We start from the raw sequence: 26,244 nt of genomic DNA on the forward strand, positions 1-26,244 counted from the left end.
ACCCTGCAACTCGTGCGATCGCTTTTGCGACGGACCGAGTGGGAAGGGGGATATGGCCTATGTCAGCGTCAGGTCGCGCACCAATCGATCGGCGCGGCGGACCAGGGACTGGCATGACCCTTGAGGATCATGATCTCGCCCAGCGACACCTCGTCGCGGGTCAGTCTGCGCGCGGCAGGGTCGGCGTCGGTGGGGTCTGGCTTGGCGTCGAATCGGCCGCCGTTGAGAAGGGCGAGCAGGGCCATCCGGCCCCGCTGCGCTTTTTCCGCTTCTTCCGGGCAACGGGCACCATCTTCGGCGGGCACGCGGATGTCGGACAGGCGATAGCGGCGGCCTTCATAGGCGTAGCTGTTGGCGGTCAGCACGCAGGCCTCGCCGTTCGGGTCGTCGCAGGCGGTAAAGGACGCGCTGATGCTGGTGGGCGTGTCGACCGCTGCGCCGTTGCCGCCTCCCGGCAAAGCGTCCTTGAGCAGAAAAACGGCAAGCCCGGCGATGGCGAACGCGACGAGCAGCAGTCGCACCGGCACGATCCGGGCGGGCCGCTCCTGCTTCTCATGCAGCCAGCGGCGGTCCCTGTCCGGGCTGCGATCCTCGATATCGTACAGATTGCGTGCCATGGCCGCTCCTACCTTCCGACGCCCTCTAGCAGGATGCGGACGAATATTTGGTTAACCAAAGCATTGGCGCGGCGCTTGACGGCGCGGGGACGGCATGGTCAAACCGCGCCGGTTCACACGCAGGAGGCGGCATGAGCGACACCTGGCTGTATGACGAAAACCCCGCCATGTTTCGGGCGCATCCGCTGCTGTTCACGCTGCTGTTGCTATCGGTGGTTGGCATCCTGGTGATCGCTGTCTGGTGGGTCATGCACAAGGGCGAGCGGCTGGCCTTGTCGGAGCGCGAAGTGCTGCTCGAACGCGGGCTGCTGTCCAAGCAGCGGACCGAAGTGGCGCTGGGCAGCATCCGCAGCGTGCGGATCACCCAAAGCCTGGGCCAACGAATCTTCGACGTCGGCCATGTCGAGATGTTCAGTGCCGGTGACGTAGCGGAAATCGCGATCAAGAACATGCCGCGCCCCGGCCGTATCCGGGCGCTGGCGGCCGCCCGCAACCTCGACCTTTTGCCGCAACGCTAGGGCATATTGCACGCCGCGCTTGACTTGCGCGCAAATATTCCAACGATAGCAACCACAAGGGAGCCGCATCAGAGCATCCCCGCAGGCAGGATGGACGCCAGAAAGGACCGCCGGTCGCATCATGCGGCACGGCGCTCATAAAAGGGTGCTCTGCATGGTAGGCCTGCGCGTAATGCCTTCATTGCCGGATTTGACCGCCGAGCAGCGCGCGGACATCCGTCAGGCGTGCGGATTTGCCTGCGTGCGCTGCGGCGTCACCCTCTATAGCTATCTGGGATTGCCCGACGGGCCGGGTGCCACGCTGCTATGCCCGACCTGCCACGGCCTGGTCGAGGAAGGGCGGCTGACCCCGACCCAGGTCCATAGTTTCCATGCCAATCCCGTGGTGCGCCAGCGGCATTTCGCACGCGACCGGCTGCCCTTTTCCTCCGAATTGCCCCACTTGATCGTCGGCGGATCACGGGTGCTGCGCGATACCCCGATCCCGATCACGCTGGAGGGCGAACCGATCCTGATCTTCGCCCCGCCCCGCCGGATCAATGGCGCGACTCGGATCAGCGTGCGATTGGGCGGGCCGGATGGCGAGCCGGTGCAGGTGATCGACGGCAATGAATGGCTGCCGACCGATGGCAGCTGGCACTTCCTGCTGCGTGGTGATCGCTATTCGATGATGGCGGCGCGGGGCGACGGGCTTGCCGTGCTGCGCATCGTGACCCGCAACCGGATCGCGGTCGAGCATCTGCGCACGACGATCAAGGGGCGGCGGCTGGAAGTGACGCCCGACTGGCTGGAAATTGACGGCAAACGCTATATCGACCGGATCGGCAGCGGCACGCTCATCGGGCTGGAACTGTGATCGCGCTTTGACAGGCGAGCGCCCAACCGGCAGGGCGGGATCATGCAATTTGCCCATTTCGATATCGACCATTTCCTGCGCACCCATTGGCAGAAGACACCGGCCCTGATCCGCAATCCGTGGACGGCGTGGCGCAATCCGCTGGAGCCGGACGAACTGGCGGGCCTGGCCTGCGAGGAGGGCGTCGAATCGCGCCTCGTCATGGCCGCGGGCGACCGGCTGGCGATGGAGAGCGGGCCACTGCCCGAAACCCGCTTCGGCGATCTGGGGCGTGACCGCTGGACCTTGCTGGTGCAGGCGGTGGACCAGCATGTGCCCGACGTCGCGGCGCTGATCGACCCCTTCCGCTTCGTGCCCGACTGGCGGATCGATGATGTGATGGTCAGCTATGCCAGCGATGGCGGCGGCGTGGGCGCGCATTTCGATCAATATGACGTGTTTCTGGTGCAGGGCCTGGGCCGCAGGCGCTGGCGGGTCGGGCCGCGCTGCGACAGCGCGACGCCACTCTTGCCGCATGACGACCTGCGCCTGATCGCCGACTTCGAGGCGACCGACGAATGGGTGCTGGAACCGGGCGATATCCTCTATGTCCCGCCCTGCTTCGCGCATGATGGCGTCGCGGTAGGCGATGACTGCATGACCTATTCGATCGGCTTTCGCGCACCATCGCGCGCCGAACTGGTCGAACATTGGAGCGAACATCTGGTCGATGCCTTGCCCGACGAGGATCGCTATGCCGACCCGGATCTGGTGCGGCAGGACCATCCCGGCGAAATCGCCGCCTCGGCGATCGACCGGCTGCACGGGCTGGTGCTGGAAGCCCTGAGCGATCGGGCGACCTTCGCCCGCTGGTTCGGCGCCTATAGCAGCCAGCCCAAATATGCCGACACCGATTGGCAGCCCGAAGAACCCGCTGACGTCAACATGGCCCGCGCACTGATCGCGGCGCAGGTGCCGCTGTGCCGCAATCCCGCGAGCCGCTTCGCCTTCATGGCGCAGGCGGACGACGCCGTGTCCCTGTTCGTGGACGGGCAGAGTTTCGATTGCGTTGGCGATGGCGCGCTACTGGCGCGCGCCTTGTGCGGGCGGGGCGATCTGATGGTCGATCCCGCACTGGCCGGGTCCGACACGGCGCTGACACTGATCGCGGCGCTGATCGATCAGGGCAGCGTTGCCTTTGACGAGGGGGAATGACGACGATGACGCTGATCCTGTTCAACAAACCCTTCAATGTCCTGTGTCAGTTCACCCCGGAGCCGAACGGCCCGGAGCGCCCGACGCTCAAAGATTATATCGACGTGCCGGGCGTCTATCCCGCCGGGCGGCTGGACACGGACAGCGAAGGGCTGTTGCTGCTGACAGACGACGGGCGGTTGCAGGCGCGGATCGCCGACCCGCGTTTCAAAATGCCCAAAACCTATCTGGCACAGGTGGAGGGTGAACCCGACGAGGCGGCGCTCGACACGCTGCGGCGCGGCGTAACGCTCAAGGACGGGCGGACCTTGCCCGCCGAAGTCGAGCGGATCGATGACCCAGCGCTGTGGCCGCGCGACCCGCCGGTGCGGTTCCGCAAGACCGTCACCGATTGCTGGATCAGTCTGACCATCCGCGAGGGCAAAAACCGCCAGGTGCGGCGCATGACCGCGGCGGTGGGGCATCCGACGCTACGCCTGGTGCGCTGGCGGATCGGGGATTGGACGCTCGATGGCGTGGAACCGGGAACATGGCGCGACGCGGGCTGAGGCCAGCCCGCAAAGCCATCACCCGCAACGCGCCGAGGTGATCAACATCGCTTCGTCATAGCTGACCGTCAGCCGACCCGGACGAAAGTCCATCGTCATCGCCATGCCGGGGCCGCCCCAGCGCAAACTCTTTGCGCCCGATGCCCGGAGCAGGGCGGTGCCGGTTTCGGCGCTGGCCTTCTGGCCCGTAAAGCGGGCGAGACTGTCGTGGTTGCAGCCGCCATCGGCCGTGACGGGCGGGGTGGTCGCGCAAGCGGCGAGAGCAAGCGCGCTCGTAACGGACAGGATCTGGCGCATGATGTTTCTCTCCTTACCCAATTTCCACTCCCCGTTCGGGCTGAGCCTGTCGAAGCCCCGTACTTCTTTCCAGAGAAGGACAGCCCTTCGACAAGCTCAGGGCGAACGGCCGTCATTTACTCCGTCCGCGTCATCTTCAAACGCCCACCCTTGACCGCGAAGGCCAGCCGCCCTTCGACCAGATCCACCGCATCGCGACCGAATTGCTCGTAGCGCCAGCCTTCCAGGATCGACAGGCCATCGCGCACGCCCGCCGCCAGCGCCTCGATATCGTCGGACCGCGCCAGCAGGCGGGAGGCGACGTTGATGTCGCGCGAGCGGATCTTGAGCAGCAGCTTGAGCAGATCGGCGACCAGCGCGCCATCCTTGCCAAGGCCCGGACGGCGCGGTTCGCGGTCGGGCATCTCGTCTTTGCCGAGCGGCTGGTGCTTGGCGATCGCGTTCATCAACCGTGCGCCGATGTCATTGGTGCGCCAGGTGGCGGACAGGCCACGCACCTTGCCCAGATCCTCCTGCGTGCGCGGTGGATGGCTGGCAATGTCGGCCAGCGTCTCGTCCTTGACGATGCGGCCACGCGGCAGATTCTTGTCCTGCGCCTCAATCTCGCGCCAGGCGGCCAGCGCCTTCAACCGGCCCAGCACATCGGCTTTCTTGCTGGCGATGCGGACGCGCTTCCACGCGTCTTCGGGCAGGTTCTCATAGTTGGACGGGTCGCTGATCCGCTCCATTTCCTGGTCGAGCCAATCGCCGCGCCCGGTCTTGCGCAATTCTTCCAGCATCTTGGGGAATATCTGGATCAGGTAGGTGACGTCGCCGATCGCATAGTCGATCTGGCGCTTGTCGAGCGGACGGCGCGCCCAATCGGTAAAGCGCGCGCCTTTGTCGAGCTGCACGCCCATCCACGCTTCGACCAGATTGCCATAACCGATCTGTTCGCCAAGGCCGAGCGCCATCGCCGCGATCTGGGTATCGAACATCGGGTGCGGGGTCTTGCCGGTCAGATTGTGGACGATCTCGATATCCTGTCCGCCCGCATGAAAGACCTTCAGCACATCCTCATTCTCGCACATCAGGTCGAGCAGGGGTTTAAGGTCGATGCCCGGTGCCATCGGGTCGATCGCCGCGGCCTCATGCGGGTCGGCGACCTGCACCAGGCAGAGTTCGGGCCAATAGCTGTTTTCGCGCATGAATTCGGTATCGACCGCGATATAGGGGGATTTTGCGATACGGGCACAAAATGCGGCCAGGGTCTTGCTGTCGGTAATCAGCGGATGAATTTGCATATAGTCTTCGATCTTATTATGGGCAGGCCCGCTCCCTGGCGGGCTCGTCGCTAGTCGACGTTCCAGCCCATAACCCGGCTGCAACACTTTGTCATTTCCGTAAAACGAAGCTGAAAGAACCCAAACGCCATGCACGCCTATCGCACCCACACTTGCGGCGCCCTTCGTGAAGCCGATGTCGGCGCGACCGTCCGCCTGTCCGGCTGGGTCCATCGCAAGCGCGACCATGGCGGCGTGTTGTTCATCGATCTGCGCGACCATTATGGCATCAGCCAGGTGGTGGCGAAGGCCGACAGCGAAGCGTTGCATGTGCTGGAGGGGCTGCGGCTCGAATCGGTCGTGACGATCGACGGCACGGTCGTCGCGCGCGGTCCCGAAGCGACCAACCCCAAGATGGAAACCGGCGCGATCGAGATCGTCGCCGACAGCGTGGCCGTGCTGTCCACCGCCGCCGAACTGCCGCTGCCGGTGGCGGGCGAGCAGGATTATCCCGAAGATATCCGCCTGCGCTACCGCTTCCTCGACCTGCGGCGTGAAACGCTGCACGGCAATATCGTCAAGCGCACGAAGATCATTTCCGACATGCGCCGCCGCATGGAAGATGCAGGCTTCACCGAATATTCGACGCCCATCCTGACCGCATCCAGCCCTGAAGGCGCGCGCGACTTTTTGGTGCCCAGCCGCATTCACGCCGGCAAATTCTACGCCCTGCCGCAGGCACCGCAGCAATATAAGCAGCTGTTAATGGTCGCGGGCTTCGACCGCTATTTCCAGATCGCGCCTTGCTTCCGCGACGAAGACCCGCGCGCCGATCGGCTGCCCGGCGAATTCTACCAGCTCGATCTCGAAATGAGCTTCGTCACCCAGGAAGAAGTGTGGGACACGATGGAGCCGGTGATCGCCCAGATATTCGAGAAGTTCGCCGACGGCAAGCCGGTGACGCCCGCAGGCAGCTTCCGCCGTATTCCCCATACCGAGGCGCTGCTGAAATATGGCAGCGACAAGCCGGACCTCCGCAACCCGATCGAAATTACCGATGTGACCGAGCATTTCGTGGGTTCGGGCTTCGGCATCTTCGCCAGCCTAGTCGACAGCGGCAGCGTCATTCGCGCGATCCCGGCACCGGGCGCGGGCGCAGGCAGCCGCAAATTCTTCGACGAAATGAATAATTGGGCGCGCGGCGAAGGCTATTCGGGCCTTGGCTATATCAACATCAAGGATGGCATCCCCGGTGGCCCGATCGCCAAAAACCATGGCGAGGAAGCGACTGCGAAGCTGATCGCGGCGCTGGGTCTCGGCGCGAACGATGGCGTGTTCTTTGCCGCTGGCAAGGAATCGCAGGCGGCCAAGCTGGCGGGCCTCGCCCGGACCCGCGTGGGCGAAACGCTCGACCTCATCGACAAGGATCGGTTCGACCTGTGCTGGATCGTCGACTTCCCCTTCTACGAATATGATGAGGATACAAAGTCGGTCGACTTCGCGCACAATCCCTTCTCCATGCCGCAAGGCGGGCTGGACGCGCTCAACAATCAGGATCCGCTGACGATCAACGCCTATCAATATGATATGGTCTGCAACGGCTTCGAAATCGCATCAGGGTCGATCCGTAACCAGTCGCCTGAACTGATGGTCAAGGCGTTCGAGCTGGTCGGTCTGTCACAGCAGGATGTCGAGGAGCGCTTCGGCGGCCTCTATCGCGCCTTCCAGTACGGCGCGCCGCCGCATGGTGGCATGGCCGCTGGCGTCGATCGCATCGTGATGCTGCTGTGCGGCGCGCAGAATTTGCGCGAAATCACGCTGTTCCCGATGAACCAGCGCGCCGAAGACCTGCTGATGGGCGCGCCCAGCGCCGCCGAGTTCAAGCAGTTGCGCGAACTCCATGTCCGCGTGGTGGAGCCGCAGGCCAAGGGTTGACCCGGCATGGTCCTGCGCGGTTTTCAGGAGAAGAACATGAAGACCCGCAGGACGATGACCCGCCGCCCGCTGCTACCCCTCTGCGCGATCGGCCTGCTGCTCGGCCTGCTCAACTGGGCGCTGCAGGAGCCGTTGCCGGGTGAAGCTGCGCTGACGCGCGGCGTGCAGGCGCTGTTCGGGTATCAGCCCGGCTGGGCCAATGTCATGACCAAGAGCGCGACCGAGCCATGGATGTGGGCGATGACGCTGGCGGTCGCTATCCTGCTCCATATGCTGCACGGCGCGCGCATGGCGCTCGCCGTGCCAATCAGCTTTGCCCTGGCGATCGCGGCGGACGGCCTGCTGCGTTTCTACGTCCATTCACCCCGTCCGCTGGCTGCGTTGGTCGCGGTCGCCAAGCCCAGTTCATCCTCCGGCCTGGCCTCGACCTATGGATTGGTCACCGGGGCGACGATCGGCCTGTTGGCGATCGTCGCGCTGGCGGATCGGCGCGCCATGGTGCGGGCGATCGGCTGGATCGCGATCGGCTGGATGGTGGCGGGCTGGGCCGCGCGGGTGACGATGGGCGGGCATTGGACCAGCCAGTTGCTGGCCAGCTATGCGCTGTCGGCGGTCATGGCGCTGGGCGTCGTCAGGCTGCTGCGCCGGTGTTGAGCCTCGACAGCGTGCCCATGCAGCGTCATGATGGCGCTCATGACCATCACCCTGACCGACTATGAATCCGCACCGAAATTCGATGGCGATTATGATGCGACCCTCGCCGCCTTGCAGGAGCGGCTAGCCAAGATCCAGGTCGCGCACATCCTGCACAAGCGGCGCAGCGTCATCCTGCTGGAGGGCTGGGACGCGGCGGGCAAGGGCGGGATCATCAAGCGGATGTCCGCCGACTGGGATCCGCGCTTCTATCAGGTCCATCCCATCGCCGCGCCCAATGAAGTCGAGCGCGACCATCATTTCCTCTGGCGTTTCTGGACCCGGCTGCCCGCCAGCGGCAATATCGCGATCTTCGACCGCAGCTGGTATGGCCGGGTGCTGGTAGAACGAGTCGAGGGTTTTGCCAAAAAGGCCGACTGGAAACGCGGCTATGACGAGATCAACGCCTTCGAAAGGCAGCAGATCGACGCGGGCATGAACATGGTCAAATTGTTCGTCCACATCACCCAGGAAGCCCAGGACGAACAATTGGCGCAGCGGCTCGATACGCCGTGGAAGCGCTGGAAGACCGGGACCGACGATTATCGTAATCGCGCGCGCCGGGACGATTATCTCGACGCGATGCACGCGATGTTCAAGAAGACCGATACCAAGCATGCGCCCTGGCACGTCATCGACAATAATCATCGCAAGACCGGGCGGATCGCGGCGCTGACCTATGTCGCCGAGCGGCTGGAACAATTGGTGCCGATGGACTTTCCGGCGGCGGACCCGGCCGTGGTGAAATTGGCGGAACAGGCCTTTGGCTATGTTCCTGGAAAGTCGCAGTAAAATAGTGCAAATACAAGGGCTTGTAACATTATTGTCATAAATTCCTAACGGCCTGTTTACCAATGAGCGCTAACGCACGCCCATGCTTGCTGCGCGTCTTTCCCTGTCTGATACCAGTCCCGTCATAAGGCTGGGCCGTCCGCTCAGCGAGGCGGTCGATTGTTTTCAGGATGATTCCGGGCTGCGGCTGCTGCCGGTGCTGGATGAGGCCGACCGACCCGCTGGCGCGATCTACGAACGCGACATGCGGCGCATCCTGTTCAACCCCTTTGGCCATGCGCTGCTGCGCAATCCCAGTTTCGGCGGGCGATTGGACGATCATGTCCGGCCCTGTGCCACGGTCGAGCGCAGCGCGGCCGTCGAGCAGTTGGTCGATCTCTACGCCGCGCAGGGGGCCGGGTGCGAGGGGCTGATCCTGGTCGAGCGCGGGCGTTATGCCGGTGTGCTGGGCGGGCCGCTGCTGCTGCGCCTGACGGCCGAGCGCGACGCGCGGACGGCCCTGGCCCGCACCGAACGCGCGGAGCGGATCACGCGGGAAAGTACGGACTTCCGCGCCGATATCGGCGCGCTGATCGCGGACATGGTGGCGATGGCGGAGCAATTGTCGGTCCTGGCGGGACAAGTGTCGGATCGGGCGACCGGCGACCGCACCGATTCGGCGGCGATGGCGGTGGCGGCAGTGCAGACTGCCGACCGGCTGGCGGCGCTACAGAGCGGTGGCGCGGAACTCGGCCACTTATTCGCGGCGATGGAGGCCGAAGCGCGCGATGCGGGCGCGGCCATGCGCGAGGCGGCCGCGCGGAGCCGGTCGGGCCTGGCACAAAGCGCGGCACTACGTGACGAAGCCGACGGGATTGGCGAGGTCGCTGCGCTGATCGATGCCATTGCCGGCGCGACGGCGATGCTGGCGCTCAACGCAGGCATAGAGGCGGCGCGCGCGGGCGAGGCGGGGCAGGGCTTCGCCGTGGTCGCGCGCGAGGTCAAATCGCTCGCCGCGCAGACGCGCGCGGCAGCGGCGGGCATTGGCGAACGGATCGACCATATCCGCGCGGCCGTGGGCGATGTCGCTGCGGGCCACATGACGATCGACGATGCCATGACACGCGCCGACCGGCTGTCGACCGCCTTGTTCGATGCGATGGCGCGGCAGGGCGCGTTCACGCGCACGATCGCCGACAGCGTCGCTGAAGCCGGATCATCGAGTGACCATATCCGCGCGGGCGCGCAAGCGATCAGCGACAATGCGCTGGCCACGGCGCACGGCGCGCAGGAAATGCGCGCGGTAGCCCGGCGATTGGCGGACGAAGCGCACCGGCTGGAGGCGCGCGCTGGCGGTTTCATCGCTGAAATCCGCGCCGCCTGATAAAGCCACTGGCGCGCCGCGAAAATCGCGATAGGCTGTGCTTCCATAAAAAAGGAGAGGAAGCCATGCTCGTCATGTTCGTGGGGACGGACCGCACCGAAACTGCCGTCAACGCCACTCAGGTCACCTTCGTCTCATCCGTCAACGACGGCACCCGCATCCGCTTCGGCGAAGGCCGCAGCGTGACCGTGACCGAACCCATCGCCGAAGTGCTCGAAAGCCTCAACCGATCGCTGCGCCCGCACGAATAGGGACTACTTTAGGGGCGTCTGCCGGGCGCGGTGCCTGACGTCCCTCAATCCCGGCGGCTGGTCACGCGGCCGGTGCCGTCGCTGGTGATTTCGATCAGATGGGCGGTGTCATTGTCGCATCGCGCTTTCCAGCCCATCACGCCCTTGCGCACTTCGGTTCGAACCGATTGGCTTACCACCGGGCATGGTGCGCCCGATGCCCGGATCGCCCGTTCCAGCACGCCATTGCGCTGCGCGTCGTCCAGTTGGGCGACTTGCGCCGCAGCGCCTGTCTCCGGCGCGACCTGATTGTTCGCGGCGGCTGTCGGCGCGTCATTCCCGCCGCAAGCGGTAAGGCCCAAACCCACCACCATCATGATCATCATCCGCATGCCACTCTCTCCCATGTCGTTCTGGCTGCAAAACCATCGGTCGCGCGGATCAGTGCGTCCAATATGCCCGGTTCATTATACGCATGGCCTGCGCCTTCGATCATGTCGAAGCGCGCCTGCGGCCAGGCCCGGTGCAATGCCCAGGCGGTTTCGGCTGGGCAGGCCATGTCGTAGCGCCCCTGCACGATGACGCCGGGGATGCCCGCCAACTTGCCTGCGTCGCGCAGCAACTGGCCATCGTCCATCCAGCCGCCATGGACGAAATAATGATTTTCGATACGGGCAAAGGCCAGCGCGAAATCGTCCGCGTCATGCGCCGCTGAGAGCGCGGGGTCGGGCAACAGGCGGATCGTCTCGCCCTCCCACACGCTCCAGGCGCGGGCAGCGGCGATCTGCGCGGCGCGATCCGGTCCGGTCAAACGGCGATGATAGGCGTGGAGCAGGTCGCCCCGTTCCTCCGGCGGGATGGGAGCAATGAAGCGCTCCCATTTGTCGGGATAAATGCGGCTTGCACCATGCTGATAATACCAGTCGATTTCGCTGCGCCTAATGGTGAAAATGCCGCGGAGGATGAGTTCCGATACGCGCTCCCCATGCGCCTGTGCATAGGCGAGCGCCAGTGTCGATCCCCAGCTTCCGCCGAACACCAGCCATTGGTCGACGCCCATCATCGTGCGCAGCCGCTCGATATCGGCGACCAGATGCCAGGTGGTGTTGGCGTTGAGGTCCGCATGCGGTGTCGATCGGCCGCATCCCCGCTGGTCGAACAGCAGCACATCATAGCGTGCCGGATCGAACAGGCGCCGATGGTCGGGCGCGATGCCGCCACCCGGCCCGCCATGCAGGAAGACGGCCGGCTTCGCGCCGGGGGTGCCTACCCGTTCCCAATAGACAAGGTGGCCGTCGCCGACGTCGAGATGACCGGAGGCGAAGGGGGTGATCGGGGGATAGAGCGTTCGCATGGCGTTGCTTCTAGCAGCCCCGGCCTGGCTTCGCCATGTTCCACCTCGGCCAGCCCCGGTTCAGCCGCGCCATTACATGTTGCGACAAATTCGTCTGTCGGTTGCCAGAGTTCTGCGACAAGTGGCGGCTAATCGTTCATCAGCATCCGGTCTGATTTTTGGGGGTTTTCGTGCGGTTTTCCACGTCCATAGTGCTTGTTCCGTTCCTGCTGGGGACAGCGCCTGCCGCGCTGATGGCGCAGGAGGTGCCCGTCGGCGCGCCACCCGCCCAGATGGAGGATATAGAGGGCGAAGAGATAATCGTTACCGGCCAAGCCCCGCGCGGATCGGTGATCGGCAATATCGAACCGGAACAGACCCTATCGGCTGCCGATGTTCGGGCGCTGGGCGTTACGTCCATTTCCGAAATGATCAGCGAATTGTCGCCGCAGACCAATGGTTCGCCGGTGATTCTGCTCAATGGCAAGCGGATATCGAGCTTCTCGGAAATTCAGGACATTCCCTCCGAAGCGGTGGCGCGGGTCGAAATCCTGCCCGAACAGGTCGCGCTCTCCTATGGCTATGCGCCGACGCAGAAGGTCGTCAATGTCGTGCTGCGCGAGCGGTTCCGCGCCGAAACCGCCGAAGCGCGCGCGGGCGTTACGACGCAGGGCGGGCGGGAGAATGGCCAGGTCGAAGCCGGGATGCTGCGCATTCAGGGCGACAATCGCTTCACCCTTAATCTCAAATATAGCCGCGCTGCCGCGCTGCTGGAAAATGAGCGCGGCATCCTTCCGACTGCGCCCGGCCGCCCCTATTCGCTTGGCGGCAATGTCACCGCGCCAATTATTGGCGATGCCATAGACCCAGCGCTTTCGGCCCTGGCGGGGCAGAGCGTGACCGTGGCGAGCGTCCCCACTAGCGCAGCGTTCGGTGCCCCCAGCCTCAATGATTTCGTCGCAGGCGCGAACGTCACCGGCGTCAGCGACCTGACGCGCTATCTCAGCCTGAGCCCGGAAACGGAGAATTTCTCCGTCAACCCCACGCTGGCCCGCGCGCTGGGCGGCGTGACCGCCACGCTCAATGGACGACTGGAGCTTTCGGATAATGATTCGTTGCAGGGTCTGTCGGCCAACGCGCTGACGCTGCCGGGCGGCAGCCCCTTCTCTCCCTTCGCAGGCGATACGACGCTCCATCGCTATCTGGCACAGGCAGGCGCACTGGAGCAGCAGATACGCGGCACCACGGGGCATATCGGGCTGACGCTGAACGGTCAGTTGGGGCGCAGTTGGCAATGGTCCTTCACCGGCAATGGTGACCTGTCGATCACCCGCACCCGCACCGACCGTGGGGTGGATAGCGGTGCGATCCAGGCCGCGCTTGATGCGGGGGACTCCAGCGTCAATCCCTATGGCAGTTTCACCCCCGACCTGATCGCCACGCGCCTGTCCGACCGGGCGCGCGCGAAGAGCCAAGCGGTACAGGGCGATCTTTTGCTGAGCGGCACTTTGTTCGACCTGCCCGCTGGCGACGTGACCAGTTCGATCAGGATCGGTGCGTCCGCCAACGGCTTTGACAGCCGGTCGACCCGGTCGGGCGTCGAGAGCGAGACCCGCTACAGCCGGGAGATCGGCAGCGGTCAGTTGAGCCTGGACCTGCCGATCACCAGCCGATCGAGGGATGTGCTGGGCGCAGTTGGCGACATCAGCGTCAACCTGAATGCTGCCGCGCAGCATTATTCGGATTTCGGGACGCTTTCGACATTGGGCTATGGCCTGCGCTGGGAACCGGTGAAGGCGGTGCAGATATTGGCATCCGCCAATCAGGATCGGGCCGCGCCAACGGGTGCACAGATCACGGACCCGCTGATCGCCACGCCGAATGTCTCGGTCTTCGACTATGCAACCGGGCAGAGCGTGTTCGTCACCCAATTGTCAGGCGGCAGCGCCGCGCTGCGCGCAAGCGTGCGCGACCAGTTCCGCCTGTCGGCCAGGGTCAAGCCGTTCGAAAAGCCCAATCTGACGCTGACCGCCACCTATCTCAACAGCCGGACCAGCAACCCGGTCGCAGCCTTTCCTACGCCAACACCGGCGCTGGAAGCGGCCTTCCCGCAACGTTTCCTGCGCGATGCGGACGGCAGCCTGCTTCAGATCGACGCCCGACCGTTCAACTTCCTGCGGTCGCAGAGCGAACAATTGCGCTGGGGCTTTGACCTGTCGATTCCGATCAAGTCGCATGTCCAGAAGCTGGTGGAAGCGTGGCGCGCGTCGGGCGGCAAGCCCGAAGACCGGCCACCCGAATTGGCGGCCTTGTTCGGCAACCGACCGCAGCGCGCACCAGGGCAAGAGGGTGCCGACCGGCCGCGCGGAGAAAGGGGCGCGGGACAAGGCGGGCGCCCGTCCGGCCCACGCGGCGGCGGCTTTGGCGGCGGACGCGGCGGTGGCCAGGGCGGCGGACGGATCAGCGTCAGCCTCTATCACACCTGGCATCTGACCGAGAGTATCGACATTGCGCCCGGCGTGCCGCAACTCGACCTGCTGAACGGCGACGCGACCGGATCGGCTGGCGGTCAACCCCGGCATGAGATCGACGCGCGGATCGGCTATACCAATAACGGTATCGGGGCACGGCTGGGCATTGATTGGGAAAGCGGCACCCATGTCGATGGCGCGCTTGGTGGAGGATCACGGCTGAACTTCGGCAGCCTCGCTACCGCAAGCCTGCGTATCTTCGCTAATCTGGGGCAAATGCCGATGCTGGTGAAGGATATGCCGTTCCTGCGCGGGGCACGGGTGTCGATCGGCATCGACAATATCTTCAACCAGCGCCGCGAGGTCACCGATGCCACGGGCATGACCCCGCTGCGGTATCAGCCCGGCTATCTCGATCCACTGGGCCGCACCGTGTCTATCAGCATCCGCAAGCTGTTCTCTCCCAATTTTGGCGGCGGGAACAGGTCGCGTAGTTAAATTCTTGTTAGCCACGCCTAAAGCCCGTCGTTGCCCTGCCGTTATGACAGCTATCAAAGGTTCGGGAGACGACGGGATGAAGCCGATCAGGATTGTGGTTGTCGACGATTCGCTCACCATCAGGGCGATGATCGAGACGTTGCTGGAGCGCGACCGCCGGGTTCAGGTGGTCGGGATCGCCCGCAATGGCGAGGAAGCGATCGACATGATCCGGCTGGAAAAGCCCGATGTCGTGACCCTCGACATCGCCATGCCCGGCAAGGACGGCATGGCGATATTGGACGAGATCATGGACATGGACCCATGCCCGGTCATCATGCTGTCCAGCCTGATGCGCGAAGGCGCACCGATCGTCGCTGAAGCGATGGACCGGGGCGCCGCCGCCTGCTTCAACAAGGCGATGATCGTGCGCGAAGCCACGCGCTTCGTCACCCTGATCAAGGCCGTGGCGCGCGGCCTGGTGGAGATGGATGCGGAGCCAGTCGCGATTGCTGCCTGAACACAATATAAAAAGGGGGAAGAGGCCAATGGCTTCTTCCCCCTTTTTTTATGCGTCACGTATCAGCGCGCGGATGGTTTGGAACTGGCGAGTGCCATGGCGTTGGCGGCACCGCTGGCGGGCTGCACCGGCCTGTCTTTCCCCGAAATATAGTAGGCACTCAAAGTGGCGACGCCCAAGACGATCACCAAACCCAATATGGCGCGATTGCCTCTGCCGGACCTTTGTCCAGAGTTCGTCCGACCGTCATCATCACCTTTGCGCATATCTTATTCTCCATCGGGTGTATCCGTGGAGCATAATCACTACCGAACCCCGGTGTTCCTGCGCAAAATGGTGATATTTTGTTGCTGAACCAGTCCTTTAGTTACGCAATAAGCAGATCAGGACGCGAGCGTTTTGGGCGCATTACGCAAGGCACTCAGATCGATCATACCAGCAAATTCTACGCCCATTCGGTCGCCCTTCGACCATTTGGCGGTCGCATTGACCGATTGGCCTTCTGCCAACTCGATGGCGAACAAAGTGCCGGATGGCACATTCCATAGCCCTTCGATCAGCGCACCAGTGGCCGAGATGTTGCGGACCCGACCCGTGTAGACATGGCCTTGGTGGTGAATGGCCACGGTTCGCAACATGGTCTTGCGACTGGGCCGACTGGATTTAAAGCCGTCCATCGCCACGTTGGCGCCATGCGTGTCGTGGCTTGCCATGACATCGACGAAGGGCATGGGGCGGCCATAGATATAGCCTTGAACATGGCTACACCCCAATTGCCGGATCAGCGCAAGTTCGTCTTGCGTTTCCGCGCCTTCAGCGGTCGTATCCATCCCCAGCGCCTCCGCCAGGCTGACGATCGCCTTGATGATGGCGCTGTTGCGGCTGCCCTTGATGGCCGCGCCCCGCACGAAACTCTGGTCAATCTTGATCTTGTCGAACGGCGCCTTCTTCAGATAGCCGAGCGAGGAATAGCCCGTCCCGAAATCATCCAGCGCCAATCTTACACCCAATGCCTTCAATCGCGCGAACATGGCGTCGGTGCCATCATCGTCGTTCAAGAAGACGTTTTCGGTGATTTCAAGTTCGAGGCGTTCGGGAGCCAGTTGCGACGCGGCGAGCGCATTCATGACCGTGGACGGAAAGCCGATATTGGCAAATTGCGTCGGCGAAACGTTTACTGCAACGCGAATGCCATCGTCCCATTGCGCTGCGTCTCGACAGGCGGTGTGGATGACCCATTCACCGATCTGACTGATCATCCCGCTGTCTTCGGCGATGGGAATGAACAAGGCGGGCGAAATCGGCCCCCGCACGGGATGCGTCCAGCGCAACAGCGCCTCATATCCAGTGATCTGATCTGTCCGCAATGACACGACAGGTTGATAGGCCAGATGCAAGCCATCGCTGGCCAGCGCATGGCGAAGATCCTGTTCCAGGCGACGGCGATCTTCGGCGTCGGCATGCATTTCCGACGAATAGAAGCGATGCCTGCCTCGGCCGTCACCCTTCGCCGCATAGAGCGCAAGGTCGGCGTTGCGAATAAGCGCATCGGCCGTAACGCCATCCTGGGGCGCACAGGATATGCCGATGGATACGCCGATAACGACGGCATTGCCTTCGATCGAATAGGGCTGGGCCACCGCGTTGATGATGGTCTGGGCCAGAAGGGCCAATGCATCCCGGTCATGATGTCCAGGCAGCAATATCTTGAACTCGTCGCCCCCCTGACGCCCGACCAACCCCTTGTCGCCGACGGTGCGTTTAAGTCGCTGGCTGACCTGGCGCAGCAGCGCGTCTCCTGCAGGGTGGCCCAGCGTGTCATTGACCAGCTTGAACCGATCAAGGTCCAGCATCATCAACGCGCAATCGCCCGGTCGGCCCGGCCGCTCCGTGACCGCCTGCTCCAAGGAACTGAGCATCTGGATACGATTGGCAAGGCCGGTGAGGGAATCGAACTGGGCAAGGCGCGTCACTTCGGCCTGACTGCGGCGCATTTCCGTCAGATCCGTGCCGCTGCCGCGAAAGCCATGAAATTGCCCATATTCGTTGAACACCGGCTGGCCGGAGATCGACCACCATCGCTCTTCCTTCGCCATCGCCGCGCAGACCGAGAGGTCGGAAAAGCCAGTCCGCGCCGACAGATGAAAGCCCAGTGTGCGCTCCCCGTCGCCTTGCTGCCTGTCGCCCGGCCGGATGATTTCCGTCATCGGGCGGCCGATCAGCGCGCCTTCGCGCGCATCAAGCGTTTGCGCCAGCGTATCGGATATGTAGGTCAGGCATCCGTGCCGGTCGGTTTCCCAGAACCAGCCCCGCCCGGTGCGCTCATGCTCCAACAATAGTCGATCGGAACGCTGCGCGCGCAGGTCCTGCCTATGCCGTTCGATGGCGCAGTCCCGATCGACCGTGGCTTGCCGCACCGTCGCAACAGCCATCACGATCACGCAACACAACAGCATGCCGATGTGCGTGACACCGGCATGTTCCGTCACGGCCACCAGCAACAGGCCGAGAAAATAGCCGATCCCCAACAGACGCCTGTCGCCGAAAATACAGACAGCCAATAGAGCGACGGCCAATTCGGGGACTGCCAAAAGAAAAGCAGGTGCCGACGCCGCTGCGGGTGCCTGCCCTAGCCAGAGGCTGAAGCAGAGCCCCGACAAAAACACCATCGGCAACATCAGCCGATTCTGGACATGGGGCTTGACCGCTTGAAACGGCGCCTGGCGCGGGACGATCATCAAGACGCCGTCGACCAACAGCATGATAGCCAGGACTACGGCCTGCTCCCCGTCCCCTGCGTGATAAAAGGGGATATGCAGGAGGCTGACGATGCAGATCTTCGCCAGCAGGATCAACGGCCACAAGCGCGCGATCGGCGCGAACGCTCCCGAAATCCAGGATGCGGAAACCTCGGTTCCGCTTTCCGTCAGGCCCAGTGCGACCATCAAGGTCATCGGCCGCGAAGACGGATCAGACAAGGAAGCGCGCAATGGATTCATGCGCCCAATAATAGCGCCAAGTCGTTGACAGAGGCTTACTGCCCGACCCCTTGTAATCATAAGATTACATCATCGGGTCAGGCAGTAGCGCCCGCTACTCAGACACGCATCGGCATAAGGACATACAGGGCGGGACTGGCATCATTCTCGCGAATCAAGGTCGGTGCCGCGGCATCGGCCAGATGCAGTTCCACCAGATCGCTGTCGATCTGCCCCAATATGTCGAGCAGATAGCGCGCATTGAACCCGATATCGAAGCCCTCGCCCTGGAAGGCACCCGGCACTTCTTCGGCCGCCGTGCCGTTTTCCGGGCTGGTCACCGACAGGGTGATCTTGTCGCGGTCGAGGCTCATCTTGACCGCGCGGGTCTTTTCGGTCGCGATCGTCGCGACGCGATCGACACCTTCTTCGAAGCCGCGCGGGTCGATCTTGAGCAGCTTGTCATTCGCGGTCGGGATGACGCGGCTATAATCGGGGAAAGTGCCGTCGATCAGCTTGCTGGTCAGGATTGCACTGCCCAGCCCGAACCGGATCTTGCTCGCCGACAGCGCGATCTGGATCGAGCCATCGACTTCGTCGAGCAGCTTGCGCAGTTCGGCGATGCATTTGCGGGGAATGATGATGCCGGGCATACCGTCCGCGCCATCGGGGCGAGGCACGGTGATGCGGGCCAGGCGATGGCCGTCGGTCGCGGCGGCGCGCAAAACCGGCTGGCCGTCGTCGGCGACGTGGAAATAGATGCCGTTCAGATAATAGCGTGTCTCTTCGGTCGAGATCGCAAAGCGCGTCTTGTCGATGATCTGCTTCAACGTCTCGGCCGGCAGTTCGAAGCTGGTCGGCAGTTCGCCTTCGGCAATGACCGGAAAGTCGTCGCGCGGCAGGGTCGACAGGTTGAAGCGCGCGCGCCCGGCCTGGATCAGCATCTTGCCCTCGGCCGCCTGCAGCGAGACCTGGCTGCCTTCGGGCAGTTTGCGGGCGATGTCGAACAGCGTGTGCGCCGAAATGGTCGTCGCGCCGGGCTGCTCGACTTGTGCTGCGATACTGTCCACGATCTGGAGGTCGAGATCGGTCGCCATCAGCTTGATCGCGCCATCGGCCGATGCTTCGATCAACACGTTGGACAGGATGGGAATAGTGTTCCGGCGCTCGACCACCGACTGGACGTGGCTCAGGCTCTTGAGGAGCGTTGCGCGTTCGATGGTGGCCTTCATGTCCCTGATCTGTCCGTTTCTTTTTAAGCCGATAGCCAGGATTCGGTCGAATCCCGGCGACAATGATGGATGGTTCTTCATAACCGCTGTTGCGGCGTGGGCAAGCACTCGCTCACCCTTTCGCGCTGCATCGGGGTTGCAAATGGGGACAGGTTGGGCTTTGCCGTTCGCATGCGCGCTGCCTTTTTACTCCTTACGCCCCTGCTGTTGGCGACCGCACCGGCCATGGCGCGCGATTCTCTTGGAATATTCGACGGTTGGGGTGCCTTTCGTGACCCGGCGACGCCGCGTTGCTATGCCATCGCCCAATCGGTGATGCGCGGTGGACGGCGCGGCAAAGGCTTTGCCTCCGTCGGCACCTGGCCGCGTCAGCGGGTGCGCGGGCAGATTCATCTGCGCCTCAGCCGCGCCCGGTCGGACAAGGCGCCGGTGACGCTCAACGTGGGCGAGCGCCGATTCTCCCTGGTCGCGGGCAAGGTTGACGCCTGGGCCACCGACGCTCGCGGCGACGCGGCGATTATCGCGGCGATGCGATCGGCCAGCAGCATGAGCGTGCAAAGCATCGACGCGCAGGGCCGCGCCTTTGCCGACAGCTATGCCCTGCGCGGCGCGGCGACGGCGATCGATGCAGCGGCGCTGGGGTGCGCGAGGGTGCGATAGGCGCACGCTTTCACATTTTGTGAAAATCGACTACGGGCGCGGCTATGCAATCAGCCGCCAACCTTGTCATGCCGATTCCCGGCCTTATCGATCCTGTGCCCGTGCCCCGCGCCGTCACGCCCCGCGCGGATGGTCGCATCGACCTGCTGGGCCTGTCGCGCCCGCAGATCAAGTCCGTGCTGGAGGAGGCAGGGCTGGACGTGAAGGCGGCCAAATTGCGCGCCAAACAGCTGTTCCACTGGCTTTATCATCGCGGCGAGACCGATTTCGAGGCGATGACGGACCTTGCCAAGCCGATGCGCGGCTGGATGGCCGAGCGCTTCGTCGTCGGCCGCCCGGAGGTGGTGGAAGCGCAAGTCTCCAACGACGGCACCCGTAAATGGCTGCTGCGCTCGGACGACGGGCAGGATTATGAGATGGTGTTCATCCCCGATGCGGATCGGGGAACGCTGTGCGTGTCTAGCCAGGTTGGCTGCACGCTGAACTGCCGTTTCTGCCATACCGGCACGATGCGGCTGGTGCGCAATCTGACGCCGGGCGAGATTGTCGGCCAGGTCATGCTGGCCCGCGATGCGCTGGGCGAATGGCCCAAGGGCAATATGGGCAGCAGCATCGCAGTGCTGGACGACGAAGATGAGGATGCGCCGCAATATTCGCCCGATGGGCGGATGCTGACCAATATCGTGATGATGGGCATGGGCGAGCCGCTCTATAATTTCGAGCATGTCCGCGATGCGCTCAAAGTCGTGATGGACGGCGATGGCCTGGCCCTCTCGCGCCGCCGCATCACGCTCTCGACCAGCGGCGTCATCCCGATGATGGCGCGCGCGAGCGAGGAGATCGGCGTGAACCTCGCCGTCTCGCTCCATGCCGTGACCAAGGAAGTGCGCGACGAGCTGGTGCCGCTCAACAAGAAATATGGGATCGAGGAACTGCTCCAGGCCTGCGCCGACTATCCAAAGGCGAGCAATGCCCGGCGCATCACCTTTGAATATGTGATGATCCGCGACAAGAATGACAGCGACGAGGATGCCCGCGAACTGGTGCGGCTGTTGCGCAAATATAAGCTGCCCGCCAAGGTCAACCTGATCCCGTTCAATCCCTGGCCGGGCAGCGATTATGAATGTTCGACGCCCGATCGCATCCGCGCGTTCAGTTCCATCGTGTTCGAAGGCGGGATTTCCGCGCCGGTCCGCACCCCGCGCGGGCGCGATATCATGGCGGCCTGCGGCCAGTTGAAGTCGGCAAGCGAGAAGAAGAGCCGGGCCGAACTCGACCGGCTGGCAGCGGAGAAGCAAGCGGCGCTGGGATGAAGCGGAGCCGGTAACGTGCGCCCAGTAAGGCGCGAAACGATAGCCCCGCCCTGATCCGGCGGGGTTTTTCTTTGGGGGGACTGATGATGACGGATGACGAGATCGAACGGCTGGCGACGGGCTTTTGCGATTGCACCCTGCCCAAGGCCGCATGGACCCATGGCGCGCATTTCGCGACCGCGCTCTGGCTGATCCTGACGCGCGCCGACATCGACCCGGAACGCGACATGCCCGCGATGATCCGACGCTATAATGAGAGCGTGGGCGGGGTGAATAGCGACACGGGCGGCTATCATGAAACGATCACCCAGGCGTCGCTGCATATGACGCGTGCGCTGCTGGCCGCATTGCCGGCAGATGCGACGCCCGCAAGCGCCCTTGCCGCCCTGAGGGCGTCGCCGCTGGGGAACAAGGACTGGCTGTTCACTTACTGGTCGCGCGAGACGCTGATGGCCCCTGCGGCACGGCGCGCCTGGATCGAACCCGACATACAGCCGCTCCCCGCATAGAAAAAGGGCGGCCCTTTGCAGGACCGCCCTTCGTCATGTCAACGGATCCGCAAGGATCAGAAGCGGAAGCCGACGCCGACCATCGCGGCGTCACGGCCACCGATATTCTGCTCATATTCGGTGCGCTGATATTCGGCCGAGATGTAGGTCGACGGGGTCGCCGCGAATTCCAGACCACCACCGAAGCGGACGCCTTCCAGGCCAGCGCCGTCACCATCGACTTCGAAGCGCGTGGTGGCATAGCCGACCTTGCCGAACGCCAGGACGCGCGGCGTGGCGACGAAGCCAAGGCGCAGCGACGCGGCGAGATCGCGGCTGACGTCCAGGCCGAAATCGTCGACCGTGGTGTCGCCCAGGCTGACTTCGATGCCGCCGGTGACGCGGGGTGCCAGCGCCAGGTCGTAACCAGCGGTCACGCCATAAGCGAAGCCTTCTTCGCCGCCGATCTTGTCATAGCCCATGGTGACGCCAGCGCGCGGCCCGGTGAAGGGTGCAGCGTCCTGAGCGACGGCAGGGGTTGCAACAACGGCAGCAGCAATAGTTGCGAAAATCACAGTCTTCATAAATTCCTCGATATTATTATATCGCCTGACATAGTTTATCGTCAGGCTATTTGGTTCGACGCGAAGATTTCATGGCGCCATATGCGCCATGTTTATCCTATCCATGATTGCTTTTATTTTTAGCGATCATGAACGCGATCCGCATCGGCATCGCGTGATTGCCATCTAGGTGCGCCCTGTTGATTTGCAAAGGGGCTGGATTGTGAGTGGTCATGATTCTTGATTTATGTTGCAAAAGTGTGACATTGACAGCCATCGGACTGGGTGCCGACTGTCATACAGGCTCCGTGGATTTTCCCCGAAAAAGGCGTAAGGTTGCGCCAATGGATAGCCCCACTCCCACCGACGGCATCACCGTCAAGCGCCATCGGCTTTCGACCCGTTTGTGGCATTGGCTGAACGCCGCGCTGCTCTATGTCCTGTTCACCAGCGGCCTTGGCATCTTCAACGCCCATCCCCGCCTCTATTGGGGGCAGTATGGGGCGAATTTCGACCATGCCTGGCTGGAACTGGAGCGGTTTCCCGGCTGGATCACCTTGCCTGGCCTTTATAATCTGGCGATGTCGCGCCACTGGCATCTGACCGCTGCGCCGATCTTTGCCTTCGCACTGCTCTTCTACATGCTCTGGAGCCTTGCCAACCGGCATGTGACCCGCGACCTTGCGTTCCGCAGCGATGATCTGCGACCTCGGCACATCTGGCAGGATATCAAGGACCATGCCCGGCTGCGCTTCCCGACCGGGCAAGCGGCGTTGCGCTACAATGTCCTGCAGAAAGCCAGTTATGTCGGCGTGATCTTCATCCTGTTGCCGCTCGTCATTTTGACCGGGCTGACCATGGCACCGGGCATGAATGCGGCCTGGCCCTGGCTGGTCGACCTGTTTGGCGGTCGACAATCGGCGCGCTCGCTGCATTTCATCGCCGCCTTTGCGCTGGCCGCTTTCTTCATCGTCCATATCCTGATGGTCATCCTGGCCGGACCGATCAACGAAGTGCGATCCATGATTACCGGGCGATACCGGGTGCCGGAGGAACGACCATGATCCTGACCCGCCGCATGGCGCTGCTCGGCGCTGGCGCGATGCTCACCGGCTGCGACCGACTGGCCAGCCATGACAGCGTGCGAAAGGCACTTTTCTCGGCCGAAAATTTCCATCGCTGGGCGCAGCGCAGCCTGATGGCCCGCGACGCGCTGGCGCAGGAATTCAGCCCTGACCAGATTTCGCCGATTTTCCGCGCCAATGGCACCGCCAATCCCAATACGCCCGCCTATAAGGCGTTGTGGCGCAATGGCTTTGCCGATTGGCGGCTGGCGGTAACCGGCCTTGTCGAACGGCCGCTATCCCTGTCCCTCGCTCAGCTGCGCACCCTCCCCCATCGCGAGCAGATTACCCGTCACGACTGCGTCGAGGGATGGAGCGCGATCGGCAAATGGCGTGGCGTACCGCTGCGCACGATATTGGAGGGCGCACGGCTGCGCGATAGCGCGCGCTATCTCGTGTTCCGATGCGCCGACGACATGGGCGGCGGACGGCCCTATTATGAAAGCATCGACCTGATCGACGCCTTCCATCCCCAGACCATCCTGGCCTTTGCGCTCAATGACGCGCCCCTGACCGTCGCCAATGGTGCCCCGGTTCGGCTGCGCGTCGAACGGCAGCTTGGCTATAAACAGGCCAAATATCTAATGGGGATAGAGGCGGTGGCGACGCTGGACGGGATCGGCAAGGGCAAGGGCGGCTTCTGGGAGGATGTCGCGGGCTACGACTGGTATGCGGGTATTTGACGCAAGCTGTCCGGGGTGACAAGGTAACGGCATGAGACTGTTCGAGCGGGTGTTGGGGCGACTGGTCACACGGGGCCAGCTAACGGTAACTTATGCAAATGGACGACGCTTTGTCGTTGGACAGCCCGATCCTGCATTTCCCGATCTGGCGTTGCGATTTCACGATGGCCGCGTCCCCTTCGACATCGTTCGCGATCCCCGGTTGGGGATGGCCGAAGCCTGGATCGACGGCCGCATCGCCATCGAAGGCGGCGGCATCCTGGAATTCATATCCCTGATCCGGGCCAACACCCCTTGGGAAAGTGGCCGGTCGATCGACGCCAAGACGCTGCTGGCGCGCAGCATGGGCAGCGTGCGCCAGAAGCTGTGGCGCGCCAATCACAAGGCGCGTTCGAAGGCGAACGTCGCGCATCATTACGACCTGTCGGGCGCGCTCTATGCGCTCTTCCTCGACCGGGACCGCCAATATAGCTGTGCCTATTTCCCCGATGGCGACAATGAAGCCGGCATCAGCCTGGAACAGGCGCAGGAGGACAAGAAGGCGCATATCGCGGCCAAATTGCGGCTCGAACCGGGGATGAAGGTGCTCGACATCGGCTGCGGCTGGGGCGGGATGGCGCTGTATCTGCACCGTACCTGCGGCGTCGACGTGACCGGTATCACCTTGTCGGAGGAACAGCTCAAGGTCGCACGGCAAAGGGCAATGGATGCAGGCGTCGCCGATCATGTCCGCTTCGAACTGATCGACTATCGTGACATGACGGGCGCGTTCGACCGGATCGTGTCCGTTGGCATGTTCGAGCATGTCGGCACGGCCCATTATCGCAGTTTCTTCAGCAAGTGCCGCGACCTGTTGACCCCGGAAGGCGTTATGCTGGTCCACACGATCGGGCGGATGGGCGGCCCCGGCGTCACCGACGCCTTCACCCAGAAATATATCTTCCCTGGCGGCTACATCCCCGCCTTGTCGGAAATGATCGCGGGCAGCGAAGGCACGCGGTTGATGGTGACCGATGTTGAGGTGTTGCGGCTCCATTATGGGCTGACCATCCGCCAATGGTATAAGCGGACCATGGCGCATCGCGCCGAGATCGTTGCACTGTATGACGAGCGCTTCTTCCGGCTGTGGACCTTCTACCTTGCCGGGGCAGCCACGGTGTTCGAGCATGGTGGCATGGTGAATTATCAGGTCCAATATGCGCGCGACCGACGCGCACTACCCATCACCCGCGACTATATGCTGGAGGCCGAGGCTGCGCTGGCCGGACGCTGAACGCTGCCTGACAAGGCCATTCGCTGACGGTTCAGCCGACGGGCGCCATTCTCCCCGTCATGCCCCGCCCACCCTGCGGGGTGGATAAGGAGAGACATGAACATTTTATGGAAGGGCGCGGCTGCGGTGAGCCTCGCCATCGCAGGGATTGCCGCGGCAGCCCCCGCGCAGGCGCAATATCATGGCGGCTATCGCGACGGATGGCGGGGCGATCGTGATCGCGGATGGGACAACCGCCGTTGGGACAATCGTCGCTGGGACGGGCGCAGGGATGGACGGCGCTGGGATGGCCGCCGCCACTGGCGCGGCGACCGAGGCTATTACCGGGCCGCCTATCGCCCGCGCTGCTGGACGCAATGGCGTTATGACTATTATCGCGATCGCAACGTCCGCGTTCGCGTCTGTCGCTGACGGGCCTGCCCCAGCCAGTCGGTCAGGCTGATCGGCGGGTTGGGGCAGTTGACGGGTTGGCGGGCAAAAGGCTAGGCGCAGCCCAGCCAAATCCAAGGAACCGCATCATGAGCGATACGCCCCCCGACCATCTGTCCACCAATCCCAAAAGCCCCCATTTCAACATGGAGGTGCTGCAGCGTGGCATCGGCATCCGGTTCAAGGGTCGCGAGCGCAAGGATGTCGAGGAATATTCGATTTCCGAGGGCTGGATTCGCGTCGCTGCGGGCAAGACCCGCGATCGCAATGGCAATCCGCTGACGATCAAGCTGACCGGGCCGGTCGAAGCCTGGTTCGAAAATCCGGCTGAAGGCGCCGACGAAGACAAGCCTGCCGACGCGGAATAAGCGTCATGCACAGGCGCGCGTCGGTTC

28 protein-coding genes are annotated in these 26,244 nt (G+C 63.4%); 20 read left to right on the plus strand and 8 right to left on the minus strand.

Features of this window, described 5'->3' with window-relative positions; genetic code table 11:
• Positions 1 to 68 precede the first annotated feature (68 nt).
• The gene (locus tag OVY48_RS12510; RefSeq protein WP_313923071.1) at positions 69 to 617 is read right to left on the minus strand and encodes a nuclease; all 549 of its coding nucleotides are present in this window, start codon (positions 615 to 617) and stop codon (positions 69 to 71) included.
• A 131-nt stretch (positions 618 to 748) separates the two neighbouring features.
• Here OVY48_RS12510 and OVY48_RS12515 point away from each other — a divergent pair, with 131 nt between their 5' ends.
• From OVY48_RS12515 to OVY48_RS12530, 4 genes are all read left to right on the plus strand, one after another.
• Positions 749 to 1,135: a PH domain-containing protein gene (locus OVY48_RS12515; RefSeq protein ID WP_037472367.1), complete on the plus strand. Its 387-nt coding sequence runs from the start codon at positions 749 to 751 to the stop codon at positions 1,133 to 1,135.
• Positions 1,136 to 1,307: 172 nt separating this feature from the next.
• Positions 1,308 to 1,991, plus strand: coding sequence for a hypothetical protein (locus OVY48_RS12520; RefSeq protein ID WP_313924768.1), 684 nt, complete (start codon positions 1,308 to 1,310; stop codon positions 1,989 to 1,991).
• 42 nt (positions 1,992 to 2,033) lie between these two features.
• Positions 2,034 to 3,185, plus strand: coding sequence for a cupin domain-containing protein (locus tag OVY48_RS12525; protein ID WP_313923072.1), 1,152 nt, complete (start codon positions 2,034 to 2,036; stop codon positions 3,183 to 3,185).
• A 5-nt stretch (positions 3,186 to 3,190) separates the two neighbouring features.
• Complete coding sequence (locus OVY48_RS12530) at positions 3,191 to 3,733, plus strand: pseudouridine synthase (RefSeq protein ID WP_310226690.1); 543 nt, start codon at positions 3,191 to 3,193, stop codon at positions 3,731 to 3,733.
• Between the two features lie 18 nt (positions 3,734 to 3,751).
• Here the strand turns inward: OVY48_RS12530 and OVY48_RS12535 are convergent, their stop codons facing one another.
• Together OVY48_RS12535 and rnd are read right to left on the minus strand one after the other, a co-directional pair.
• Positions 3,752 to 4,030 (minus strand): I78 family peptidase inhibitor, encoded by a 279-nt coding sequence (locus OVY48_RS12535; RefSeq protein WP_313923074.1) that lies wholly within the window; start codon positions 4,028 to 4,030, stop codon positions 3,752 to 3,754.
• 116 nt (positions 4,031 to 4,146) lie between these two features.
• The gene (gene rnd / locus OVY48_RS12540) at positions 4,147 to 5,313 is read right to left on the minus strand and encodes a ribonuclease D (protein ID WP_313923075.1); all 1,167 of its coding nucleotides are present in this window, start codon (positions 5,311 to 5,313) and stop codon (positions 4,147 to 4,149) included.
• 129 nt (positions 5,314 to 5,442) lie between these two features.
• Here rnd and aspS point away from each other — a divergent pair, with 129 nt between their 5' ends.
• The 5 genes from aspS to OVY48_RS12565 all read left to right on the plus strand — a co-directional run bounded on the left by aspS (position 5,443) and on the right by OVY48_RS12565 (position 10,326).
• Positions 5,443 to 7,227 (plus strand): aspartate--tRNA ligase, encoded by a 1,785-nt coding sequence (gene aspS / locus OVY48_RS12545; RefSeq protein ID WP_313923076.1) that lies wholly within the window; start codon positions 5,443 to 5,445, stop codon positions 7,225 to 7,227.
• 36 nt (positions 7,228 to 7,263) lie between these two features.
• Positions 7,264 to 7,881, plus strand: a complete 618-nt coding sequence (locus OVY48_RS12550) for a hypothetical protein (protein WP_313923077.1) — start codon at positions 7,264 to 7,266, stop codon at positions 7,879 to 7,881.
• A 39-nt stretch (positions 7,882 to 7,920) separates the two neighbouring features.
• Entirely contained in the window at positions 7,921 to 8,712 is a 792-nt protein-coding gene (locus tag OVY48_RS12555) for a polyphosphate kinase (RefSeq protein WP_313923078.1), read from the plus strand.
• Positions 8,713 to 8,794: 82 nt separating this feature from the next.
• Positions 8,795 to 10,075: a methyl-accepting chemotaxis protein gene (locus OVY48_RS12560; RefSeq protein WP_069065518.1), complete on the plus strand. Its 1,281-nt coding sequence runs from the start codon at positions 8,795 to 8,797 to the stop codon at positions 10,073 to 10,075.
• A gap of 65 nt (positions 10,076 to 10,140) precedes the next feature.
• On the plus strand, positions 10,141 to 10,326 hold the full coding sequence (locus OVY48_RS12565; protein WP_037473899.1) for a hypothetical protein: 186 nt from the start codon (positions 10,141 to 10,143) through the stop codon (positions 10,324 to 10,326).
• Positions 10,327 to 10,370: 44 nt separating this feature from the next.
• Here OVY48_RS12565 and OVY48_RS12570 read toward each other — a convergent pair whose 3' ends face one another.
• Positions 10,371 to 10,697 carry a hypothetical protein gene (locus OVY48_RS12570; RefSeq protein ID WP_409593216.1) on the minus strand — a complete coding sequence of 109 codons (327 nt, stop codon included), beginning with the start codon at positions 10,695 to 10,697 and terminating at the stop codon, positions 10,371 to 10,373.
• The gene (gene pip / locus OVY48_RS12575) at positions 10,688 to 11,659 is read right to left on the minus strand and encodes a prolyl aminopeptidase (protein WP_313923079.1); all 972 of its coding nucleotides are present in this window, start codon (positions 11,657 to 11,659) and stop codon (positions 10,688 to 10,690) included. Before pip ends, OVY48_RS12570 begins: the two co-directional genes overlap by 10 nt.
• A 170-nt stretch (positions 11,660 to 11,829) precedes the next feature.
• Between pip and OVY48_RS12580 the strand changes: the two genes are divergently transcribed.
• Both OVY48_RS12580 and OVY48_RS12585 read left to right on the plus strand, forming a co-directional pair.
• The gene (locus tag OVY48_RS12580; RefSeq protein WP_313923080.1) at positions 11,830 to 14,607 is read left to right on the plus strand and encodes a TonB-dependent receptor; all 2,778 of its coding nucleotides are present in this window, start codon (positions 11,830 to 11,832) and stop codon (positions 14,605 to 14,607) included.
• Positions 14,608 to 14,683: 76 nt separating this feature from the next.
• Positions 14,684 to 15,106 (plus strand): response regulator, encoded by a 423-nt coding sequence (locus OVY48_RS12585; protein ID WP_313923081.1) that lies wholly within the window; start codon positions 14,684 to 14,686, stop codon positions 15,104 to 15,106.
• A gap of 383 nt (positions 15,107 to 15,489) precedes the next feature.
• Here OVY48_RS12585 and OVY48_RS12590 read toward each other — a convergent pair whose 3' ends face one another.
• Positions 15,490 to 18,000: an EAL domain-containing protein gene (locus OVY48_RS12590; RefSeq protein WP_409593679.1), complete on the minus strand. Its 2,511-nt coding sequence runs from the start codon at positions 17,998 to 18,000 to the stop codon at positions 15,490 to 15,492.
• Here OVY48_RS12590 and OVY48_RS12595 point away from each other — a divergent pair.
• Positions 17,936 to 18,133: a hypothetical protein gene (locus OVY48_RS12595; RefSeq protein ID WP_255245821.1), complete on the plus strand. Its 198-nt coding sequence runs from the start codon at positions 17,936 to 17,938 to the stop codon at positions 18,131 to 18,133. The genes OVY48_RS12590 and OVY48_RS12595 overlap by 65 nt on opposite strands.
• Before the next feature lie 70 nt (positions 18,134 to 18,203).
• On the opposite strand, the gene dnaN is transcribed toward OVY48_RS12595, so the two are convergent.
• On the minus strand, positions 18,204 to 19,316 hold the full coding sequence (gene dnaN, locus OVY48_RS12600; RefSeq protein ID WP_037473891.1) for a DNA polymerase III subunit beta: 1,113 nt from the start codon (positions 19,314 to 19,316) through the stop codon (positions 18,204 to 18,206).
• Between the two features lie 171 nt (positions 19,317 to 19,487).
• Here dnaN and OVY48_RS12605 point away from each other — a divergent pair, with 171 nt between their 5' ends.
• From OVY48_RS12605 to OVY48_RS12615, 3 genes are all read left to right on the plus strand, one after another.
• Positions 19,488 to 19,976 carry a hypothetical protein gene (locus OVY48_RS12605; protein WP_313923083.1) on the plus strand — a complete coding sequence of 163 codons (489 nt, stop codon included), beginning with the start codon at positions 19,488 to 19,490 and terminating at the stop codon, positions 19,974 to 19,976.
• Positions 19,977 to 20,020: 44 nt separating this feature from the next.
• The gene (gene rlmN / locus OVY48_RS12610; RefSeq protein WP_313923084.1) at positions 20,021 to 21,289 is read left to right on the plus strand and encodes a 23S rRNA (adenine(2503)-C(2))-methyltransferase RlmN; all 1,269 of its coding nucleotides are present in this window, start codon (positions 20,021 to 20,023) and stop codon (positions 21,287 to 21,289) included.
• Between the two features lie 86 nt (positions 21,290 to 21,375).
• Positions 21,376 to 21,798 carry a hypothetical protein gene (locus OVY48_RS12615; protein WP_313924770.1) on the plus strand — a complete coding sequence of 141 codons (423 nt, stop codon included), beginning with the start codon at positions 21,376 to 21,378 and terminating at the stop codon, positions 21,796 to 21,798.
• A gap of 56 nt (positions 21,799 to 21,854) precedes the next feature.
• On the opposite strand, the gene OVY48_RS12620 is transcribed toward OVY48_RS12615, so the two are convergent.
• Positions 21,855 to 22,361, minus strand: coding sequence for an outer membrane protein (locus OVY48_RS12620; RefSeq protein WP_313923085.1), 507 nt, complete (start codon positions 22,359 to 22,361; stop codon positions 21,855 to 21,857).
• A 323-nt stretch (positions 22,362 to 22,684) separates the two neighbouring features.
• Here OVY48_RS12620 and OVY48_RS12625 point away from each other — a divergent pair, with 323 nt between their 5' ends.
• From OVY48_RS12625 to OVY48_RS12645, 5 genes are all read left to right on the plus strand, one after another.
• Positions 22,685 to 23,404, plus strand: coding sequence for a cytochrome b/b6 domain-containing protein (locus OVY48_RS12625; protein ID WP_313923086.1), 720 nt, complete (start codon positions 22,685 to 22,687; stop codon positions 23,402 to 23,404).
• Complete coding sequence (locus OVY48_RS12630; protein WP_313923087.1) at positions 23,401 to 24,147, plus strand: molybdopterin-binding protein; 747 nt, start codon at positions 23,401 to 23,403, stop codon at positions 24,145 to 24,147. Before OVY48_RS12625 ends, OVY48_RS12630 begins: the two co-directional genes overlap by 4 nt.
• A gap of 31 nt (positions 24,148 to 24,178) precedes the next feature.
• Complete coding sequence (locus tag OVY48_RS12635) at positions 24,179 to 25,420, plus strand: SAM-dependent methyltransferase (RefSeq protein WP_096063652.1); 1,242 nt, start codon at positions 24,179 to 24,181, stop codon at positions 25,418 to 25,420.
• A gap of 96 nt (positions 25,421 to 25,516) precedes the next feature.
• Positions 25,517 to 25,831, plus strand: coding sequence for a hypothetical protein (locus OVY48_RS12640; protein WP_069065508.1), 315 nt, complete (start codon positions 25,517 to 25,519; stop codon positions 25,829 to 25,831).
• 107 nt (positions 25,832 to 25,938) lie between these two features.
• Positions 25,939 to 26,217 carry a DUF3297 family protein gene (locus tag OVY48_RS12645; RefSeq protein WP_313923088.1) on the plus strand — a complete coding sequence of 93 codons (279 nt, stop codon included), beginning with the start codon at positions 25,939 to 25,941 and terminating at the stop codon, positions 26,215 to 26,217.
• Positions 26,218 to 26,244: the final 27 nt, after the last annotated feature.

It is taken from the genome of Sphingobium sp. SA2, from assembly GCF_032227065.1.
GTDB lineage: Bacteria > Pseudomonadota > Alphaproteobacteria > Sphingomonadales > Sphingomonadaceae > Sphingobium.